Annotated in this window: 15 protein-coding genes; 9 read left to right on the top strand and 6 right to left on the bottom strand. The window is 66.5% G+C overall.

Annotated elements, in window-relative coordinates; all coding sequences use genetic code 11:
- Positions 1 to 8: 8 nt before the first annotated feature.
- Together ACSQ24_RS00955 and ACSQ24_RS00960 are read right to left on the bottom strand one after the other, a co-directional pair.
- A complete protein-coding gene (locus ACSQ24_RS00955) occupies positions 9 to 1,184 on the bottom strand; it encodes a Gfo/Idh/MocA family protein (protein ID WP_436092879.1) in 1,176 nt (391 codons plus the stop codon).
- A gap of 141 nt (positions 1,185 to 1,325) precedes the next feature.
- Positions 1,326 to 2,384, bottom strand: a complete 1,059-nt coding sequence (locus ACSQ24_RS00960) for a sugar phosphate isomerase/epimerase family protein (protein WP_436092880.1) — start codon at positions 2,382 to 2,384, stop codon at positions 1,326 to 1,328.
- Between the two features lie 568 nt (positions 2,385 to 2,952).
- Between ACSQ24_RS00960 and pgi the strand changes: the two genes are divergently transcribed.
- Positions 2,953 to 4,581, top strand: coding sequence for a glucose-6-phosphate isomerase (gene pgi, locus ACSQ24_RS00965; protein ID WP_436097796.1), 1,629 nt, complete (start codon positions 2,953 to 2,955; stop codon positions 4,579 to 4,581).
- Positions 4,582 to 4,700: 119 nt separating this feature from the next.
- Here pgi and ACSQ24_RS00970 read toward each other — a convergent pair whose 3' ends face one another.
- From ACSQ24_RS00970 to ACSQ24_RS00980, 3 genes are all read right to left on the bottom strand, one after another.
- The gene (locus tag ACSQ24_RS00970) at positions 4,701 to 5,975 is read right to left on the bottom strand and encodes an NAD(P)/FAD-dependent oxidoreductase (RefSeq protein ID WP_436092881.1); all 1,275 of its coding nucleotides are present in this window, start codon (positions 5,973 to 5,975) and stop codon (positions 4,701 to 4,703) included.
- 86 nt (positions 5,976 to 6,061) lie between these two features.
- Positions 6,062 to 6,442: a cupin domain-containing protein gene (locus ACSQ24_RS00975; RefSeq protein WP_436092882.1), complete on the bottom strand. Its 381-nt coding sequence runs from the start codon at positions 6,440 to 6,442 to the stop codon at positions 6,062 to 6,064.
- A complete protein-coding gene (locus ACSQ24_RS00980; RefSeq protein ID WP_436092883.1) occupies positions 6,439 to 7,476 on the bottom strand; it encodes a LacI family DNA-binding transcriptional regulator in 1,038 nt (345 codons plus the stop codon). The genes ACSQ24_RS00975 and ACSQ24_RS00980 overlap by 4 nt, the downstream gene beginning before the upstream one ends.
- A 155-nt stretch (positions 7,477 to 7,631) precedes the next feature.
- On the opposite strand from ACSQ24_RS00980, the gene ACSQ24_RS00985 reads away from it, so the two are divergent.
- The 7 genes from ACSQ24_RS00985 to ACSQ24_RS01015 all read left to right on the top strand — a co-directional run bounded on the left by ACSQ24_RS00985 (position 7,632) and on the right by ACSQ24_RS01015 (position 16,524).
- Positions 7,632 to 8,909 (top strand): ABC transporter substrate-binding protein, encoded by a 1,278-nt coding sequence (locus ACSQ24_RS00985; protein ID WP_436092884.1) that lies wholly within the window; start codon positions 7,632 to 7,634, stop codon positions 8,907 to 8,909.
- A gap of 5 nt (positions 8,910 to 8,914) precedes the next feature.
- Positions 8,915 to 9,943 carry a carbohydrate ABC transporter permease gene (locus ACSQ24_RS00990; protein WP_436092885.1) on the top strand — a complete coding sequence of 343 codons (1,029 nt, stop codon included), beginning with the start codon at positions 8,915 to 8,917 and terminating at the stop codon, positions 9,941 to 9,943.
- On the top strand, positions 9,940 to 10,992 hold the full coding sequence (locus ACSQ24_RS00995; protein WP_436092886.1) for a carbohydrate ABC transporter permease: 1,053 nt from the start codon (positions 9,940 to 9,942) through the stop codon (positions 10,990 to 10,992). Before ACSQ24_RS00990 ends, ACSQ24_RS00995 begins: the two co-directional genes overlap by 4 nt.
- Positions 10,989 to 12,059 carry an ABC transporter ATP-binding protein gene (locus tag ACSQ24_RS01000; RefSeq protein WP_436097797.1) on the top strand — a complete coding sequence of 357 codons (1,071 nt, stop codon included), beginning with the start codon at positions 10,989 to 10,991 and terminating at the stop codon, positions 12,057 to 12,059. The genes ACSQ24_RS00995 and ACSQ24_RS01000 overlap by 4 nt, the downstream gene beginning before the upstream one ends.
- A gap of 152 nt (positions 12,060 to 12,211) precedes the next feature.
- On the top strand, positions 12,212 to 14,488 hold the full coding sequence (locus tag ACSQ24_RS01005; protein WP_436092887.1) for a TIM-barrel domain-containing protein: 2,277 nt from the start codon (positions 12,212 to 12,214) through the stop codon (positions 14,486 to 14,488).
- A gap of 87 nt (positions 14,489 to 14,575) precedes the next feature.
- Positions 14,576 to 15,280, top strand: coding sequence for a GntR family transcriptional regulator (locus ACSQ24_RS01010; protein ID WP_436092888.1), 705 nt, complete (start codon positions 14,576 to 14,578; stop codon positions 15,278 to 15,280).
- Positions 15,281 to 15,561: 281 nt separating this feature from the next.
- On the top strand, positions 15,562 to 16,524 hold the full coding sequence (locus ACSQ24_RS01015; protein WP_436092889.1) for a dihydrodipicolinate synthase family protein: 963 nt from the start codon (positions 15,562 to 15,564) through the stop codon (positions 16,522 to 16,524).
- A 178-nt stretch (positions 16,525 to 16,702) separates the two neighbouring features.
- Here ACSQ24_RS01015 and ACSQ24_RS01020 read toward each other — a convergent pair whose 3' ends face one another.
- On the bottom strand, positions 16,703 to 17,737 hold the full coding sequence (locus ACSQ24_RS01020) for an Ldh family oxidoreductase (protein ID WP_436092890.1): 1,035 nt from the start codon (positions 17,735 to 17,737) through the stop codon (positions 16,703 to 16,705).
- 202 nt (positions 17,738 to 17,939) lie between these two features.
- On the opposite strand from ACSQ24_RS01020, the gene ACSQ24_RS01025 reads away from it, so the two are divergent.
- Complete coding sequence (locus ACSQ24_RS01025; RefSeq protein ID WP_436092891.1) at positions 17,940 to 18,941, top strand: 4-hydroxyproline epimerase; 1,002 nt, start codon at positions 17,940 to 17,942, stop codon at positions 18,939 to 18,941.
- Positions 18,942 to 19,319: the final 378 nt, after the last annotated feature.

The raw sequence follows: 19,319 nt of genomic DNA on the forward strand, positions 1-19,319 counted from the left end.
GCCCGGTGTCAGAGCACCAGCCAGTGCGCGCCCTTGGCCGAAGACCGCACCGCCGCCTCGATGAAGCGGACACCGCGCACGCCCTCAGTGACGGTCGGCACCAGTGTCGAGAAGGGAGCGGGCTCGCGCCCCTCGATCCGGGCTGTGATCTGCTCGGCGATGTCGACGTAAAGTTGAGCAAAGCCTTCGAGATAACCCTCCGGGTGACCGGCCGGCACGCGCGAGGCGGCATTAGCGACCGGATAGGCTCCTGCGCCATTGCGCCGGATCAGGCGCGGCGGCTCACCGAGCGGCGAATGGATCAGCAGGTTAGGATTCTCCTGATGCCATTCGAGCCCGCCCTTCTCGCCGTAGAGGCGGATGCGCAAGCCGTTCTCCTGACCCGCGGCGACCTGGCTGCACCAGAGCATGCCGCGCGCTCCATTTTTGAAGCGCAGCAGCATATGGGCGTTGTCGTCGAGCCGGCGGCCTTCGACGAAGATATGCGCCTCAGCCGCGAGCGCCTCGACCTCGTCGCCGGCGATGAATTCGGCGAGGTTGAAGGCGTGGCTGCCGATGTCGCCGATCGCGCCCGCCGGACCGGACCTCGCCGGGTCGGTACGCCACTGCGCCTGCTTCTGGCCGCTGTCCTCGAGCCGCGTCGCGAGCCAGTCCTGCGCATACTCGACCTGGACGACACGCAGTTTCCCGAGCGTACCCTCGGCGACCATGGCGCGTGCCTGCCGGACCAGCGGATAGCCGGTGTAGTTGTGCGTGACCGCGAAGATCAGGCCGCTCTCCTTGGCCAGCTTCGCCAGGCTTTCCGCCTCGCGCAGGCTGGTGGTCAGCGGCTTGTCGCAGATTACATGGATGCCGGCCTTGAGGAAGGCTTTTGCCGCCGGCGCATGGGCGTGGTTCGGCGTGACGATCGCGACCGCGTCGACGCCGTCCTTGCGGCGCTTCTCGCGCTTCGCCATCTCGGCGGCATCGGCATAGATGCGAGCGGGATCGAGCAGCAGGTCCTCGCCCGACAGGCGCCCGCGCTCCGGATCGGAAGACAGCGCGCCGGCAGTCAGCTGCCAGCGATCATCGAGCCGGGCGGCGATGCGGTGAACCGCGCCGATGAAGGCGCCGCGCCCGCCGCCGACCATGCCGAGGCGCAGGCGGCGGTTGAGCTTTGGTGCCGTGGTACTCTCGATCGGCATAGACGGCTCCTCAAAATCTAACCACTTTCCCGTCCTGGTCGTCCCGGGCGGAGCGAAGCGGAGACCCGGGACCCATTCCGGAACGCTTCAGGAATGGATCCCGGATCGGTGCCGCTTCGCGGCTTGTCCGGGATGACCAAGTCAGGTGGTAAGTCCAAGCATGCGCCGGTTGGCGGCTTCATCGGTGCCTCCCGCCGCAAAGTCGTCGAAGGCCCTCTCTGTGACGCGGATGATATGGGCGGCGATGAATTCCGCGCCCTCGCGCGCGCCGTCCTCGGGATGTTTCAGGGCGCATTCCCATTCGAGCACGGCCCAGGAGTCGTAATCGTACTGCGCCAGCTTCGAGAAGATGCCGCCGAAATCGACCTGCCCGTCGCCGAGCGAGCGGAAGCGGCCGGCGCGATCGATCCAGGGCTCGTAGCCGCCATAGACGCCGACGCGGCCGTTCGGGTTGAACTCGGCGTCCTTCACATGGAAGGCCTTGATGCGCTCGTGGTAGATATCGATGAAGGCGAGATAGTCGAGCTGCTGCAGCAGGAAATGGCTGGGGTCGTAATTGATGCAGGCGCGGGCATGGCCGCCGACCGCATCGACGAAGCGCTCGAAGGTCGCCCCGTCATGGACGTCCTCGCTGGGGTGGATCTCGTAGCAGACATCGACGCCGGCCTCGTCGAAGGCGTCGAGGATCGGGCGCCAGCGCTTGCCGAGCTCGGCGAAGGCGGTCTCGACCAGCCCGGCAGGGCGCTGCGGCCAGGGGTAGATGAAGGGCCAGGCGAGCGCGCCGGTGAAGCTGACATTGGCGGTAAGCCCGAGCCGGCGCGAGGCCTTGGCCGCGAGCTTCATCTGCTCGACCGCCCATTCCTGCCGGGCCTTCGGATTGCCGCGGACTTCGGGCACCGCGAAGCCATCGAAGGCTTCGTCGAAGGCGGGATGGACGGCAACGAGCTGGCCCTGGAGATGGGTCGAAAGCTCGGTGATCGTCAGGCCGTACTGGGCGAGCATGCCCTTGACCTCATCGCAATAGCTATCGGATTCCGCTGCCTTTTTCAGGTCGAACAGCCGGGCATCCCAGCTCGGGATCTGTACGCCCTTATAGCCAAGCGAGGCGGCCCAGCGGCCGATCGCGTCGAGCGAGTTGAACGGCGCCGCGTCGCCGGCGAACTGGGCGAGGAAGAGTCCCGGGCCCTTCATCGTTTTCATGGCGACCTCCCGACAGCAAGGCTCCTTGCCGGAGCTCCGATCCATCGCCAAAGCGACAATGTAATCGATTGCAGGAATTTAGCGGCGCTATGCGTTCTGTCAAACCGGGGAAACGGATGCGATCGAAGCCGGGCTGGGCGCAGCTCGGTGTGAGCCGCGCCAACCGCGGTAATCGCAAGGTGCACCGCCGCGTGACAGTGCGGCGGTGTCGATAGCTGGAAGGAGGCTCAGCGTTCGATCATCTTGTTCCAGCGCGCGACAACTTCCATGCCGCTCTACTGGCGCGGCTCTCGCAAAAGGGCCGGCTAAGTCTCGAAGGCATCGCGACGTTCGATCAAGCGACATTGGGCGAAGTGCTGACCTATGCCGCAATCGCTACTTCCATCACGCTCGGCCGCCGCGGCGCCGATCTGCCAAAAGCGGTAGAGGTCGAGACGGAGCTCGTCCGTTTGGGCTGACGATCCTCCGTCTGCATATCCGCTCTGCCCGGCTGCTGCCGTGACCTTGCCGCCATCGATATGCTACCCCGGTTTGCCGCTGCGGCGGTCGCTTGCAATTGCCACGGAGGATGATCGTGCTGGAGAAGGCCTGGGCGGATCTTGCCGCGCATCGCACCCGAACCGTTTCGCAGCATCTGCGCGAGCTCTTCGCTGCCGACCCGCAGCGTTTTTCCAGCTTCTCGGCGCGGCTCGACGACCTCCTGCTCGACTATTCCAAGACGGCGGTAACGGAGGAGACAATGGCCCTGCTGCTGGCGCTCGCCGAGGCGGCCGATGTTCAGGCCAAGCGTGACGCCATGTTCGCCGGCGAGCCGATCAACACGACGGAAGGCCGCGCCGTGCTGCATACGGCGCTGCGCAACCAGTCCGGGCGCCCCGTGCTGGCCGACGGCGTCGACGTCATGCCTGAGGTGACCGCGACACTGGAGCGGATGGCCCGCTTCTCGGGTGGCATCCGCAGCGGCAAGATCGCGGCGGCCGATGGCGGGCGCTTCAGCGATGTCGTCAATATCGGCATCGGCGGCTCGGATCTCGGGCCGGTGATGGCGACGCTGGCGCTGGCGCCCTATCATGACGGGCCGCGCCTGCACTACGTCTCCAATGTCGACGGCGCCCATATCGCCGACACCCTGGCGAAGCTCGATCCGGCGCGGACGCTGGTGATCGTCGCGTCGAAGACCTTCACCACGATCGAGACCATGACCAATGCCGCGACGGCGCGGCGCTGGATCGCCAATGCGCTCGGTGAGGGAGCCGTTGGCCAGCACTTCGCTGCCGTCTCGACCGCGCTCGACAAGGTCGCCGCCTTCGGCATCGCGCCGGACCGGATCTTCGGTTTCTGGGACTGGGTCGGCGGACGTTATTCGGTCTGGTCGGCGATCGGCCTGCCGGTGATGATTGCGATCGGACCCGAGGACTTCCGTGCCTTCCTCGCCGGCGCCTATGCGATGGACGAGCACTTCCGCACCGCGCCGCTCGACAGGAACCTGCCGGTGCTGTTCGCGCTGATCGGGCTCTGGCATCGCGAGAGCTGCGGCTATCCGGCTCGCGCGGTTCTTCCTTATGATCAGCGCCTTGCACGACTGCCGGCCTATCTGCAGCAGCTCGACATGGAGTCGAACGGCAAGCGCGTGCACAAGGCGGGCGGGGCTGTGACCCGGCCGACCGGGCCGCTGGTCTGGGGCGAGCCCGGCACCAATGGTCAGCACGCTTTCTTCCAGCTGCTGCACCAGGGTACCGACATCATTCCCTGCGAATTCCTGGTCGCTGCGGAAGGGCACGAGCTGGACCTCGCCCATCAGCATTGCCTGCTGCTCGCCAACTGCCTCGCCCAGAGCGAGGCGATGATGAAGGGGCGCACGTTCGAGGAGGCGAGGGCGCAATTGATGAAGCAGGGGCTGTCGGCGGAGGCGGTCGAACAGCTTGCGCCGCATAAGGTCTTTCCCGGCAACCGGCCGAGCGTGACCATCGCCTATCGCAAGCTAGACCCGTTCACGCTGGGGCGGCTCATCGCGCTCTACGAGCACCGGGTCTTCGTCGAGGCGGCGGTGTTCGACATCAACGCCTTCGACCAATGGGGCGTCGAGCTCGGCAAGGAACTGGCGACGGCGCTGCTGCCGGTGATCGAGGGTAAGGCACCGGTCGAGGCGCATGATTCCTCGACGGCAGGGCTGGCGCGCTATCTGACGGGGCGATAGGCGTTGGCGTCATTCTCGGGCGGAGCGAAGCGCAGACCCGGGAATCTCGTGACGAGAAGGCAACGACCGGAGACTCATCCGGCCTGAGATGCTCGGGTCAAGCCCGAGCATGACGTCTGTCAGTTCCCGCCGCCCGGCTGCTTCACATCGCGCTGGGTGATCAGCCGGGCGCTGCGCTGGTCCCTGGCATGGATCCAGAGCCAGCTCAGTGCCACGGTCAGGCGGTTGCGCACGCCGATCAGGAAGTAGATGTGCGCCAGGCCCCAGAGCCACCACGCCAGCCAGCCTTTCAGCTTGACGCGACCGAAATCGATGATCGCGGCGCGCTTGCCGATGGTGGCGAGGCTACCGGCGTGACTGTAGGCGAAGGGGCGCGGCGCCTTGTCGCCAGCGAGCCGGCGCTTGATCGTCGCCGCGACATGACGACCCTGCTGCTTGGCGGCCGGTGCGATGCCGGGAACCGGCTTGCCGTCCTGGTCCGTCACGCTCGCTGTGTCGCCGATCACGAACACGTTCGGCCGGCCGGGCACGGTGAGGTCAGGCTCGACCTGGACACGGCCAGCGCGATCGACGAGGGCACCGAGCCAAGTGCCCGCCGGTGAGGCCCGTACGCCCGCCGCCCAGATCACCGTCGCTGCCGGCAGCCCTTCTTGCCCGATGGAGACGCCGGCGCTGGTGCAGGCGGTGACGGGCGCGCCGGTGCGGACCTCGACGCCGATGCGCTGCAGTGCCTCATGGGCATAGCGCGACAGATCCTCGGCGAAGCCGGGGAGGATGCGCTCGCCGGCTTCGACCAGCACGACACGACTTGAGCGGGTATCGATCCGGCGGAAATCCTCGGGCAGCGTCGCGCGCGCCAGTTCCGCGATCGTGCCTGCAAGCTCGACGCCGGTCGGGCCGGCGCCGATGACGACGAAGGTCAGGAGCGCCGCGCGGCGTTCGGGATCGGCCTCCGCCTCGGCGCGCTCGAAAGCGACAAGGATGCGGCGGCGGATCGTCGTCGCATCCTCCAGCGTCTTCAGGCCCGGCGCAAAGGGCTCCCAGTCGTCATGGCCGAAATAGGCATGGGTCGCGCCGGTGGCGACGACGAGCGTATCATAATGCAGCGTCTCGCCGGTCGAGAGCGTCACCTCGCGCAGGGCCGTGTCGATGCCGGTCACCTCGGCCAGCAGGGTCGTCACGTCGCTGCGGCGCCGGAACAAATGCCGGATCGGCCAGGCGATCTCCGAGGTCGCGAGCGAGGCCGTCGCGACCTGGTAGAGCAGGGGCTGGAAGAGATGGTGGTTGCGGCGGTCGACGATGGTGATGCGCACATCAGCGCCTGCCAGGCGGTGCACGGTCTCGAGCCCGGCGAAACCGCCGCCGATCACCACGACATGATGCGGTTCGCTCATCGCAATCCCTCGATCCGGCCAGTCGCGACTTTGTAGCACGGTTGGGGGGGCGGGGCTGTAGCTGGTCCGGTCAGCACGCGCGCGCTTCAGGGAACCCAGCGCCGCGACTGCTCGGCGCGATCATCATAGCTCGCCTCGAAGATCGGGGCGGCGAGCGTGGCGCGGACCTTGAGGATGCCGGTCCCGACATTCCTGAAGCCATGTTTCGCGCCTGCCGGGATCACAAGTGACTGGTTGGTGCGCAGGATCAGGCTTTCGCCGCGCAGCGTGACCTCCGCCTCGCCCGCCATCACTTCGAGGACTTCCTCGACGGCGTGGAGATGGATCGGAGCGCCGAGGCCGGGGTCGCAGAACTGCTCGAAGATGCAGAGCTGAGCCGACTGCACGAGTGCGGAGACCCGCATCTGCGTCATCACGCCCTCGCGCCATTGCTCAAGCGGCTGGGTCTCGTGATCGAGCAGGGTCATGCGCTCACCTTCTGTGCGAGCCCGGTCATCGGTGGCTCGTGCGGGACGCGGACCTCCGACGTCGGCGCGCCGCTCCAAAGTGACTCCAGCTGGCTGACGACATGCCCGCCGAAGCTTTCATAGGGGATACGGATCGAGGTCAGCCAGGGCGCGATCCAGTGGTTGATCGCGTTGCCGTCGACCCCGACCAGGGTGCAGCGTTGCGGGATCGGCACATCGTTCTCGACCGCCAGCCGATAGGCGCCATAGGCGATCATGTCGCTGACGCAAAGCGCCCCTTCCGGCCAGCCGCCGTCCTGCACGAGCGCTCGGGCAGCGGCGTAGCCGATCTCGATATGCGAGAGCCCGGGGCCGCTGGCGCGCCTGATCGCATCGGCAGGCACGCCATGCGCGACGAGGCGATCGATGAAGCCGGAGGCGCGCTCCTGGGTGCTAGAGATGTTTTGCGCCGCCATCAGCACGGCCGGGCGCTTGATCCCCCGCGCGAGCATGAAATCGGCGGCATCGGCTCCGGCGGCGCGGTTGTCGATGCCGACATAGGCGCCGCCGCCGAGCGGGTTGTGGCGCGCGACGAAGACCATCGGGTCGCCACGCCGCAGCGTTTCCTCGAGCCCGCGGCTGCGCACGGCGCTGACCATGACATAGCCGGCTACGAACTGCTCGCGCATCGCCTGCAGGTAGTCGTCCTGAAGCTCGGCGCGATCGTGCGTGTCACAGAGGATCATGACATAGCCGGCGGCGCGCAGTGCTGCCTCGGTCGAGACCGCGATCGCCGCCATGGCGGGGTTGTCGAGATTGGGTGAGAGCATCGCCACGACGCGGCTGGCGCGCTGGCGCAATGCCCGCCCGACCGGGTTCGGCCGATAGCCCAGCCGCGCGATCGCTTCTTCGACGCGTGCCACCGTCTCGGGTGAGGCCCGCCCGCTCTCGCCGTTGACGATGCGCGAGACGGTCGAGATCGAGACGCCGGTGTCGTGCGCGACGGTGGTGAGCGAGACCGAACCCTGCTGTACCTTTGCGGCCCTGGTCTTCATCGCGCTCCATCCCTGCTTCTCGCTTGGCGGCGCCCGGCGAGTCAGCCTGCCAGAGATGCAGGCTGACTTCGGGATTGACAAGTGAGGCAAACGTTTGCCTAAATGATTGTCAAGGTGCTCATCGAGGCGCCGGTTCAAGCGGGGATGGAACGCTCATGCACAGCAAGCATTGGATTTCGGCGCTCGCCTTGACGGCCGGCATCGTCATCGGCGGTCTCGCGCAGGCCCAGACTACGGTCCGCATCGCCTGGTATTCCGACGGCAACGAGGGCGAGGTCATCACCGACCTGCTCAAGCGCTTCGAGGCCCAGAACAAGGACATCAAGGTCGTGCTCGACCAGGTGCCCTACAAGGCCATCACCGAGAACCTGCCCGTCCAGCTCGCCTCCGGCCAGGGGCCGGACATCGCCCGCGTCGTCGATCTCGGCGGCATCGCCCGCTACGCGCTCGACCTGCGGCCGCACCTCAAGGACGCGGCCTATTGGGAAAAGAATTTCGGCCCGTTCCTGCCCTGGATGCGCCCTGAGGGCGACACCAAGGCGATTACCGGCTTCATGACGCAGCTCACCGTCACCGGCCCCTTCGTCAACAAGACGCTATTCGAGCAGGCCGGCATCGCCCTGCCGGGTGCGAAAGCGACCTGGGAGGAGTGGGGCAAGGCAGCCAAGGACGTCGCGGCCAAGGTCCAGGCGCCGTTCCCGCTGGCCATGGACCGCTCGGGCCATCGCTTCTTCTCGGTCGCGGTCTCCGAGGGCGCAAAGGTCTTCGACGCCAAGGGCGAGCCGGCGGTGATCGACGACGGCTTCAAGCGCGGCGCCAAGCTGGTCTATGACTGGCACAACACTGGCGTGATGAAGAAGGAGCTCTGGGGCTCGGTCTCCGGCACGGCCTATCGCGGCGCCAATGACGAGTTCAAGAACGCCCAGGTCGTGATGTACCAGTCGGGCTCCTGGCAGATCGCCCAGTTCGACAAGACGGTCGGCGATGCCTTCGACTGGATCGCGGTTCCCGCTCCCTGCGGCGCCGGCGGCTGCTCGGGCATGCCGGGCGGAGCCGGCCTCGTCGCGATCAAGACGACCAAGAGCCCGGAAGCCGTCGCCAAGGTGATGGAGTATCTGTCGAGCGAGCCGGTGCTGAGCGAGTTCTATGCCCGCTCGCTGTTCGTGCCCGGCCATCTCGGCATCGCTGCCAAGGGGCTCGACTATCAGGGCGCCAGCGTCCCGGCCAAGGCCGCGCTCAAGGTCTTCTCGGGCCAGGTCGCGCAGCTCTCGCCGGTCGCCTATCAATTGCAGGGCTATACGAGCAACCGCGTCATCTTCAACGCGGTGATCAGCCGGCTCGGCCAGGCGATCTCGGGCGAGGGCAACCTCGACGAGGCCTATAAGCGGATCGAATCCGACATCGCCCAGCAAATCGCCGAGCGCAAGAAGTAAGCCGGATGGCCTCCGACGCTCCCGTCCCGGCGGCGCCATCGGAACGCGCCGGCGCAGCGAGCCTGTTCGCCGCGCCGCTCGCGGTCCTGATGCGGCTGATCGACTGGCCGATGCAGGTTCTGCAGCGGCTGATCGGCGAGCGGCGGATGGCCTATGTCTTCCTCCTGCCCAATCTCGTCTTCTTCTCGCTCTTCGTCTTCCTGCCGCTCATCATCAACTTCGTCTTCTCGGTGACGGGCGGTGCCGGGCTGTTCCCGTCCGAGCGGCCCTATGTCGGGGCGCAGCAATACGCCTATCTCTTCGATTGCGGCTCCTTCCTCGATCCGTCTTCCTGCCGCGAGGACCATTTCTGGCGTAGCGTTTCCAATACGGCGCGTTTCACCGTCTTCCAGGTCACGGCGATGGTGCTGTTCTCGCTGCTGACGGCGGTGGTGCTGAACATGAAGATCAGGGCGCGCGGCTTCTTCCGCGCCGTCTATTTCTTCCCGGTGCTGCTCTCGCCGGTCGTGGTGGCGCTGACCTGGAAATGGATCCTGCAGCGCGACGGCCTGCTCAACGCCGCGATCACCTCGCTCGGCGGCGAGCGCATCCTGTTCCTGGTCGATCCGAGCTGGGCGATGTTCTGGATCGTCTTCGTCTCGATCTGGGCCCATATGGGGTTCTACACGCTGATCCTGCTCGCTGGCCTGCAGGCGATCCCCGCCGATCTCTACGAAGCTGCCGAGATGGACGCGACGCCGCGCTGGCGCGTGTTCTGGCGCATCACCTTGCCGCTGCTCTGGCCGAACATGATCGTGGTGATCGTGCTGGCGCTGATCCGCGGCGTGCAGACCTTCGACGAGGTCTTCGTCCTGACCGGCGGCGGCCCGGGCACCGCGACGCTGATGGTGGTGCACTACATCTACGAGACCGCCTTCGCCAACCAGGTCCAGAATTTCGGCCTGGCGGCGGCCGCCTCCGTCGTGCTCGGCGTCGTGCTGTTCGCGCTGACGCTGGCCCAGCTCGCGGCGAGCCGCCGCAAGGGGGCGGCATGAACAGGCTCGCCCGCATGGCGGTGGCCCGCCGCAATCCCGGCCGCTGGCACTGGACCGACATCGCGGCTTACGCCTATCTCGCGCTCGGCGTCGTGCTGATGTTCGGGCCGGTGCTCTGGCTCGGGCTCTCCTCGTTCAAGACACAGGCCGGCCTGCTCGAATTCCCGCCCTCGTTGCTGCCGATGTCGCAGAAGGAGGTCCGGGTCGAGGGCCATGCCCAGCCGCTGCCGCTGTTCGAGGTCACGCTGGAGGACGGCTCGAAGCGGGTTCTGGCGCAGGTTCGCCGCATCGGCATCCAGGCGCAGATGGTCGATCCCGCCAATCCCGGCCAGTCGATCCGGGTGCCGATCGACAAGCGTAACCCCGTGCGCGAGTTCAAGCTTGCCACCGAGAACTACACCGAGCCGCTGGAGCGCTTCGCCTTCATGCGCTTCCTGTGGAACTCGGTCTTCGTCACCGTGGTCGCGACGCTGATCACCCTGGTGATCAACTCGATGGCGGCCTATGCGCTCTCGATCTACGAGTTCCGCGGCAAGACGGCGGTGATGCTGATGGTAATCGGCACGCTGATGATCCCGATCACGATCATCCTCGTGCCAGTCTATCTCGTCATTACCGAGCTCGGCCTGGTCAACTCGCTCTGGGCGGTGATCCTGCCGGGCGCGGCGACGCCGACCGGCGTCTTCCTCTTGCGCCAGTACATGCTGACCCTGCCGCGCGACCTGATCGAGGCGGCGCGCATGGACAAGGCCTCGGAGTGGCAGATCTACTGGCGCATCGTCATGCCGCTCGCCATGCCGGCGCTGGCGGTGCTCGCGATCTTCTCGATCATGTGGCGCTGGAACGAGTTCCTCTGGCCGCTCGCTGTGCTGACCAAGACGGAAGCCTACACGCTGCAGATCGGCCTCAACGCCTTCCAGGGCGAATTGCAGACGCAGTGGCATTACCTGCTCGCGATGACGGTGGTGACGCTGCTTCCGGTCGCGCTCGTCTTCGTCTTCCTGCAGCGCTTCATCACCACCGGTATAGCCAATACGGGAATGAAATAATGGCGGGACTGAGCCTATCGGGCGTCCGCAAGAGCTATGGCGCGACGACGGTGCTGCATGGCATCGACCTCGACGTCGCCGATGGCGAGTTCGTCGTCTTCGTCGGCCCGTCCGGCTGCGGGAAGTCGACGCTGCTGCGCTCGATTGCCGGGCTGGAGAGCATCACCGGCGGGTCGATCGCGATCGACGGCGCGGATGTCACCGGGCTGCCGGCTTCTGAGCGCGGGCTAGCCATGGTGTTCCAGTCCTATGCGCTCTACCCACATATGAGCGTCTACGCGAACATGGCCTTCGCGCTGGAAAACATGGGCTTCAAGCGCGACGAGATCGACCGCCGGGTCAGGCGCGCCGCCGCGATGCTGCGCCTGACCGACTATCTCGAGCGCAAGCCCAAGGCGCTCTCCGGCGGCCAGCGCCAGCGCGTCGCCATCGGCCGCGCCATCGTGCGCGATCCCAAGATCTTCCTGTTCGACGAGCCGCTCTCGAACCTCGACGCCGAATTGCGCGTCGCTACCCGCAAGGAGCTCGCCGCGCTCCATGCCGAGATCGGCGGCACGATGATCTATGTCACCCACGACCAGGTCGAGGCGATGACGCTGGCGCACCGCATCGTCGTGCTCCATGGCGGGCGGATCGAGCAGGTCGGCACGCCGCTCGAACTCTATAATCGGCCCAACAATCTCTTCGTCGCCGGCTTCATCGGCTCGCCGCGCATGAACCTGCTGCCGGGCAAGGTGGTGAGGCCGGGTGCTGTCGCGATCGGCGAGGCCGGCCACGAGGTCGCCTGCTCGACCGGCAGCCTCGCCACCGGCGCTGCCGTCACGCTCGGCATCCGGCCCGAGCATCTCTCGCTCGCCGCGCCGGGTGCCGGCGTGCCGCTCGCCATCGAGCTGGTCGAGCGCCTCGGCGGCGAGAGTTATCTCTACGGCGCCTCATCGGGGTTGCCGCAGATCACGCTCAGGCTCGACGGCCAGAGCGAGCACCAGCGCGGCGCCAGCGTCGCGCTCGGCTTCCCGCAGCAGCACCTGCACCTGTTCGACGACGCCGGCAAAGCGGTCAGGGTTTGATTGTTCGCATTGTCATCCCGGCCGAAGCGAAGCGCAGAGCCGGGATCCATGCCTGAGCTTTTCCGAAAGAGGTTCTGGCATGGGTCCTGGGTCTCCCTGCGGTCGCCCGGGACGACGGCGCGGTTGAGATTGAGACGTTTGGAGACCAGTTCATGAAAGCCCTGACGCAAGGCCGCTATCTCGGCCGCGACGGCGAAGCCGCCTTGTTCGATGTCGGCCTCGGCGCGACGATCGCCGTCCGCATCCTCGAAGGCGATATCGGCCGGGTGACGCTAAAGCCGCAGGACGGCTACCGGCTCGACCGCGGCTGGTCGATCGCGCCCGGCGGGCTCGAGCCCGCTTATGAAGGACGCTTGCGCGACGACCATTCCGGCTTCGCCTGCCCGCAGGCGAGCGTCAGCAAAGGCGACGGCAAGGTCATATTGTCAGCCGACGGCCTCAGTGCCGAGGTTACGCTCGCTCCTTTCGGCATCGCCTGGCGCCGCGAGGGCGAGGCCGAGCCTTTCCTGCAGGACCGCACGACGCAGGCCTATCTGATCTCGCCACGCACCGGCGCGGTGGCCCATTTCATGGCGCGCGACTATGCCGAGCGGCATTACGGGCTCGGCGACAAGGCCGGCCCGCTCGACCGCACCGGGCGGCGCTTCGCCATCGATGCGGTCGACCCGTGCGGCTTCGACGCCGAACTCTCCGACCCGCTCTACAAGATGCTGCCCTTCTTCATCGTCGACGGGAAGGCAGGCGCCCATGGCGTGTTCTACGACAATCTCTCGACCGGCAGCGTCGATCTCGGCTGCACGCTCGACAATTACCACGGCCTGTTCCGCTCCTGGAAAGGCGACGATGGCGATCTCGACTATTACGTCATGGCCGGCCCGACCGTGCCTGATGTCGTCAAGCGCTTCTCCTGGCTGACCGGCGGGCAGGCCTTTGCGCCGCGCTGGTCATTCGGCTTCGGCGTCACCTCGATGGCGATCGCCGACGCGCCCGACGCCGACGCCCGGATCAGCGACTTCATCGCCAAATGCCGCAAGCACGCCATCCCCTGCGACAGCTTCCACTTCGGCTCGGGCTACACCCAGATCGGCCAGCGCCGCTACGCCTTCAACTGGAACCGCGACAAGTTCCCGGAGCCGCTGGCGACGATGAAGCGGCTGAACAAGGCCGGCATGCATACCGTCGCGAACCTGAAGCCCTGCCTGCTCGACGACCATCCGCGCCTTCAGGAGGCGCTCGACCAGGACTTTCTGGTCAAGGATTCCAGGACCGGCGAGCCGGCCGTGGCGCAGTTCTGGGACGGTCTCGGCTTCCATATCGACTTCACCAACCCGAAGGGCCGGGCCTGGTGGCGCGCCGGCATCGAGACGGCCTTGCTCGACCACGGCTTCACCACGGTCTGGAACGACAATAACGAATACGAGATCTGGGATGAGGACGCGGTCTGCGACGGCGATGATCGGCCCTTCCGGCAGGCGCTGGCACGGCCGGCGCAGCCGCTGCTGATGACCAAGCTGTCCTATGAGGCCCAGGCAGAACGCGCGCCGGGCAAGCGCCAGTATGCGATCACGCGCGGCGGCTGCGCCGGCGTTTCGCGCTATGCCCAGACCTGGTCGGGCGACAACGAGACCGCCTGGAAGACCCTGCGCTACAACCTGACCCAGGGGCTCAATATGAGCCTGTCCGGGATGTTCAGCATCGGCCACGATGTCGGCGGCTTCCATGGCCCGACGCCGGGGCCGGAGCTGTTCGTTCGCTTCAACGAGTTCTGCGCGCTCTGGCCGCGCATGGTGATGAACTCCTGGAACGATGACGGCGTCGTCAACCTGCCCTGGATGCATCCCGAGGTGATCCCGCAGGTACGCGAGGCGATCCAGCTGCGCTACCGGCTGATGCCCTATCTCTACACCCAGATGTGGCGGGCCAGCCGCGACGGCATCCCGGCGGTGCGCCCGCTGCTCTACGACTTCCCGCAGGACGCGGCGGCCGTTCCAGTCGACGATGTCTTCATGCTCGGCTCGGACGTGCTGGTCGCGCCGGTGCTGGAGGAGGGCGCGCGCGAGCGCAGCGTCTACCTGCCGCAGCATGAGGGTGGCTGGTACGACTGGCATGACGGCAAGCATTATTCCGGCGGCGTCACCGTCACGGTTCCAGCCCCGCTCGGCCGGCTGCCGCTGTTCGTGCGTGCGGGGGCGCTGATCCCGCTCGGCAATCCCGCGGGGATCGGCGACGAGCGTGAGGTCCTGGTCTGCGGGGCGGTCGAGGGCGCCTTTGGGGAACTCTACGAGGACGATGGCGAGACCGCCGACTGGCGCGGCGCCGGCGCGACGCTGATCCGCTTCCATGTCCGCACTGGCGAGGTCGCGATCGAGCAGCAGGGCGAGGGCAAGCCGCGCTTCAACAAGATCGCGATCCGGCAGATCGGCGGCTGAGCCCACTCGACAGCGCCGGCAATGAGCCGGTGCTGTTGCTGCCATTACGTGCAATCTGTATTTGTCATGTCGACAATGGATGGCGACATGACCGACAGGACCACGACGGCTCCGGCCGAGCGCAAGCGGGGCGAGGGCGTCAAGCTCGTCTACGACATCCTGCGCGACGACATCATCGACCTGGTGCTGCCTCCGGGCAGCCCGATCGACGAGATCCAGCTCGCCGAGCGGCTGTCGATGTCGCGCACGCCGATCCGCGAGGCGCTGGTGCGCCTGGCGAGCGAAGGGCTGGTGACGACGCTGCCCAATCGCTCGACGGTGGTGTCGAACATCGACTTCCTCAACCTGCATACTTTCTTCGACGCGATCACGCTGATGTATCGCGTCACCACCCGGCTGGCTGCCGAGTTCCATGTGCCGGGTGATCTCGACAGCATCCGCGCCCGGCAGGCAGCGTTCGCGGGTGCCGTCGAGGCGCAGGATGCGCTCGCCATGATCGCGACCAACCGCGATTTCCATGCCGCGATCGCCGAAGCCGGCCGCAATCCCTACTATACCGGGCTGTTCTGCCGCCTGCTCGACGAGGGCAGGCGCATCCTGCGGCTCTACTACTCCTCCTTCGAGGATCGCCTGCCGCAGCGCTATGTCGCCGAGCATGAGGAGATGATCGCGGCGATCGCGGCTCGCGATGTCGAGGGTGCGGACCGGTTGGCCAAGGCCCATGCCGACCAGATCGTCCAGCAGATCCAGCAATTGATCGCCCGCGACCGGCGCCAGACGCTGGCGCTTTAACGAGCGCGTTTTCAGCTTCAATTACCCGTCATTCCGGACAAGCGGCGAAGCCGCGCAGCTCCGGAATCCATCGAAGGGCGCCGAGCTCTATGATGGATTCCGGCGCTCCACTTCGCTGCGGCCGGAATGACGGTGCTTGGAAAGGGCGGGTGAGCACCCGGCGTACCGGACGCTTCAAGCTGTCCGATTTTTTTGTCGACAAATAAAATACAAAGAGTATTATAATGTGAAGCAACGCGGCGAGGCACCCCGCCGCGGAACCGCAGTCTGAGGAGAGCGCGATGAAGGCCCAGATCTTTGCCGGCTGCATGCCGGCGCTGATGACCCCCTCCAAGGACGACCGCAGCCCCGATTTCGAGGCGCTGGTGCGCAAGGGCAAGGAGCTGATCGCGGCCGGCATGTCGGCGGTGGTCTATTGCGGCTCGATGGGTGACTGGCCGCTGCTGACCGACGCGCTGCGCATGGAAGGTGTCGAGGCCCTGGTGAAGGCCGGCGTGCCGGTGATCGTCGGCACCGGCGCGGTCAACACGGCCTCAGCCGTCGCCCATGCCGCCCATGCCCAGAAGGTCGGCGCCAAGGGGCTGATGGTGATCCCGCGGGTGCTCTCGCGCGGCTCGGTGGTCGAGGCGCAGCGCCACCATTTCAAGGCGATCCTCGCCGCCGCGCCCGACCTGCCGGCGGTGATCTACAACAGTCCCTACTACGGCTTTTCAACCCGCGCCGACCTGTTCTTCGCGCTGCGGGCCGAGCATCCCAACCTAGTCGGCTTCAAGGAGTTCGGAGGCGCTGCCGACATGCGCTATGCGGCCGAGACCATCACCAGCCGCGACGATGACGTCTCGCTGATGATCGGCGTCGACACCTGCGTCTTCCACGGCTTCGTCAACTGCGGCGCGACCGGTGCGATCACCGGTATCGGCTGCGTGCTGCCGAAGGAGGTGCTGCACCTCGTGAGCCTGAGCCAGGCGGCGGCGAAGGGCGATGTCGAGGCGCGCCGGCTGGCGCTTGAGCTCGAGGCGGCGCTCGCCGTGCTCTCCTCCTTCGACGAGGGGCCGGACCTCGTCCTCTATTTCAAGCACATGATGGTGCTGAAGGGGGATGCCGAGTACGCGCTGCACTTCAACCCGACCGATGCGCTGAGCGAGAGCCAGCGCGGCTATGTCGAAGCGCAGCTCAAGCTGTTCGACGCCTGGTATGCGCAATGGTCGAAACAGGCTGGCGTCGTGCAGAAGCGCGCCGCCTAACGATGGCTGCTATCCCCTCTCCCCTTGCGGGAGAGGGTTAGGGTGAGGGGTCGCGCGACGCTGATCGTTTGCGCGTGTCATCTCAAAACTCTTCAGACCTGTGCGACCCCTCATCCGGCCCTTCGGGCCACCTTCTCCCGCAAGGGGAGAAGGGAAAGAGCGGCGCAATCGTTGCTGCTCAGGCGACCGCGTCGAGCCCCAGCGCCTCCAGCCGGTCCAACTGCTCGATCTCGGCGGCGCTCAGGGCGATTCCCTCCGCCAGCGAGTGCTCGCGGGCCTTGAAGCGGCGCTGCGAGGGCAGGCGTGCGCCCTGGCCGGAGATCGCCTCGAACAGCGTCTCGGCCCGGTCGAACGGATCGCCGGGACGGCCGGCGGCGAAGCGCTCGGGCGAGAACGCCAGGATCAGTTCGCCATGCTGCGGCGCCAGCGTCGTGGTGCCCAGGAAATCGAGCGCGCCGTGGCTGGTCAGGTCGCCGATCATCACGCCGGCCAGCAATTCGATCATGGTCGAGATCGCCGAGCCCTTGTGCCCGCCGAAGGACAGCATCGCCCCGGCGAGCGCGGCGGTGGGATCGGTGGTCGGCTCGCCCTGGGAGTCGAGAGCCCAGCCTGCGGGCAGGGGCTTGCCGGCGCGGCGATGCAATTCGATCTCGCCGCGGGCCGCGACGCTGGTGGCGAAATCGAAGACGTAAGGGTGGCTCTGCTTGCGCGGCCAGCCGAAGGCGAGCGGATTGGTGCCGAGCAGGGCGCTCGTTCCGCCTGCAGGCGCGACAGTCGCGTAGCTCGGGCACATCGCCAGCGAGGCGACGCCCATGTCCGCGAGCGCCTCCACCTCAGGCCAGAGCGCCGAGAAATGGGTGCAGTCGTTGATTACCAGCGCCGCGAGGCCGAGTTGTTTTGCTCGCTCGGCCAGCGCCGGCGCCCCCAGCTCGAAGCCGGCGCAGGAAAAGGCTCCGCCTGCCGAAACGCGCAGCACGGCCGAGCCGTCATCATGCAAGGCGGGCTCGGCGTCAGTCGAGACCTTGCCGGCCTTGATGGTGCGCAGGCAGCCCTCGACCCGGAAGACTCCATGTGACTTGCAGCCGTCACGCTCGCCGGCTGCGATCACGCGGGCGAGGGCGGTCGCATGCTGCGGCGACAATCCGCCCTTGCGGAAGACCGCCTCGATCCGGCGCGTCAGCGCCTCCATGCTGAGGATCGTCGTGTCGTTCATGACGGCGCCTGTTCGCTCGTTGCAAATCTGCATACATGCTGTATTCAAAAAGCCGACAGGATTTCAAGCAAGCTTAGAGCGCTTCCGCGTTTCTTCGAATCGCGGAGACGCTCTATCTCTTTGTTTTGATCGCATTTTCTTCACGCGAACCGGTGTCCACTTCGCTCGAAAATGCTCTAGTGCCTCAGGAAGGTTCTGATTCATGGCCAGCCACACCTTCTCCTGCATCGACGGTCATACCTGCGGAAATCCGGTTCGCCTGGTCTCCGGTGGCGGCCCGCGCCTCGAAGGCGCGACCATGCTGGAGAAGCGCGCCCATTTCCTGCGTGAGTTCGACTGGATCCGGACCGGGCTGATGTTCGAGCCGCGCGGCCACGACATGATGTCGGGCTCGATCCTCTACCCGCCGACGCGGCCGGATTGCGACGTCGCCGTGCTGTTCATCGAGACCTCAGGCTGCCTGCCGATGTGCGGCCACGGCACGATCGGCACCATTACCATGGGCATCGAGAACGGGCTGATCACGCCGCGCGAACCGGGCAGGCTCTCGATCGATGCGCCGGCCGGCAAGGTCGACATCAGCTATCGCCAGGAGGGTCGTTTCGTCGAGGAGGTCCGCCTCACCAATGTGCCGGGCTTCCTCCATGCCGAGGGCCTGACAGCTGAGGTCGAAGGCCTCGGCGAGATCGTCGTCGATGTCGCCTATGGCGGCAATTTCTATGCGATCGTCGAGCCGCAGAAGAATTTTCGGGACATGGCCGATCATACCGCCGGCGAGCTCATCGGCTGGTCGCCGAAGCTGCGGGCGGCGCTGAACGCCAAATACGAGTTCGTCCATCCGGAGCATCCGGAGATCCAGGGCCTGTCCCACATCCAGTGGACCGGCAAGGCGACGCAGGATGGTGCCCATGCCCGCAACGCCGTGTTCTACGGGGATAAGGCGATCGACCGCTCGCCCTGCGGCACCGGCACCTCGGCGCGGATGGCGCAGCTCGCCGCCAGGGGCAAGCTCAAGGTCGGCGACGAGTTCGTGCATGAATCGATCATCGGCTCGCTGTTCAAGGGGCGGGTCGAGGCTGCGACGACGGTGGCGAACCGCGAGGCGATCATCCCATCGATCGCCGGCTGGGCCCGCATGACCGGCTACAACACCATCTTCATCGACGATCGCGACCCGTTCGCGCACGGCTTCGTGGTGAAGTAGGCGAGGGCGCTCGCCGCCGGGGGTAGTCGCGGCCGATCCTGCTGCGTGATCCGGCGATATCGGCGGACCGCCGTGAGCCCATTCCAGGACTTCGACCCGCACAGAAACCTCGTCGCGACGCGGTGCTTGACACTGCGCGGGCATCGTCATACCCCTATTAGAAATAGATACCAGTATATGAAATAAATTTCAAGCTGGTCACAACGACGCCGGAGATCGGTCCGGCGTCGAGCCTCTGGAGGGGAAACATGCGCATCAAGGAACTGGCCAGGACTCTGACGCCGACGGTCGCCACGGGCCTCGGCCTGTCGCTCGCTCTGGGACATGGCGCGGCAGCGCAGACCCCGGCGCAATTCCGCTGCAAGGACGGCGAAACCT

It is taken from the genome of Allobosea sp. LjRoot237 (genome assembly GCF_964253285.1).
Taxonomy (GTDB): Bacteria; Pseudomonadota; Alphaproteobacteria; order Rhizobiales; family Beijerinckiaceae; genus Allobosea.

Coding starts and splice junctions, on each gene's coding strand:
- ACSQ24_RS00955 (WP_436092879.1), bottom strand. CDS start 1,184: ATGCCGATCGAGAGTACCACGGCACCAAAGCTCAACCGCCGCCTGCGC.
- ACSQ24_RS00980 (WP_436092883.1), bottom strand. CDS start 7,476: ATGAAGACCAGGGCCGCAAAGGTACAGCAGGGTTCGGTCTCGCTCACC.
- ACSQ24_RS01020 (WP_436092890.1), bottom strand. CDS start 17,737: ATGAACGACACGACGATCCTCAGCATGGAGGCGCTGACGCGCCGGATC.
- ACSQ24_RS00970 (WP_436092881.1), bottom strand. CDS start 5,975: ATGAGCGAACCGCATCATGTCGTGGTGATCGGCGGCGGTTTCGCCGGG.
- ACSQ24_RS00960 (WP_436092880.1), bottom strand. CDS start 2,384: ATGAAAACGATGAAGGGCCCGGGACTCTTCCTCGCCCAGTTCGCCGGC.
- ACSQ24_RS00990 (WP_436092885.1), top strand. CDS start 8,915: ATGGCCTCCGACGCTCCCGTCCCGGCGGCGCCATCGGAACGCGCCGGC.
- ACSQ24_RS01005 (WP_436092887.1), top strand. CDS start 12,212: ATGAAAGCCCTGACGCAAGGCCGCTATCTCGGCCGCGACGGCGAAGCC.
- ACSQ24_RS00985 (WP_436092884.1), top strand. CDS start 7,632: ATGCACAGCAAGCATTGGATTTCGGCGCTCGCCTTGACGGCCGGCATC.
- ACSQ24_RS00995 (WP_436092886.1), top strand. CDS start 9,940: ATGAACAGGCTCGCCCGCATGGCGGTGGCCCGCCGCAATCCCGGCCGC.
- ACSQ24_RS01010 (WP_436092888.1), top strand. CDS start 14,576: ATGACCGACAGGACCACGACGGCTCCGGCCGAGCGCAAGCGGGGCGAG.
- ACSQ24_RS01015 (WP_436092889.1), top strand. CDS start 15,562: ATGAAGGCCCAGATCTTTGCCGGCTGCATGCCGGCGCTGATGACCCCC.
- pgi (WP_436097796.1), top strand. CDS start 2,953: ATGATCGTGCTGGAGAAGGCCTGGGCGGATCTTGCCGCGCATCGCACC.
- ACSQ24_RS00975 (WP_436092882.1), bottom strand. CDS start 6,442: ATGACCCTGCTCGATCACGAGACCCAGCCGCTTGAGCAATGGCGCGAG.
- ACSQ24_RS01025 (WP_436092891.1), top strand. CDS start 17,940: ATGGCCAGCCACACCTTCTCCTGCATCGACGGTCATACCTGCGGAAAT.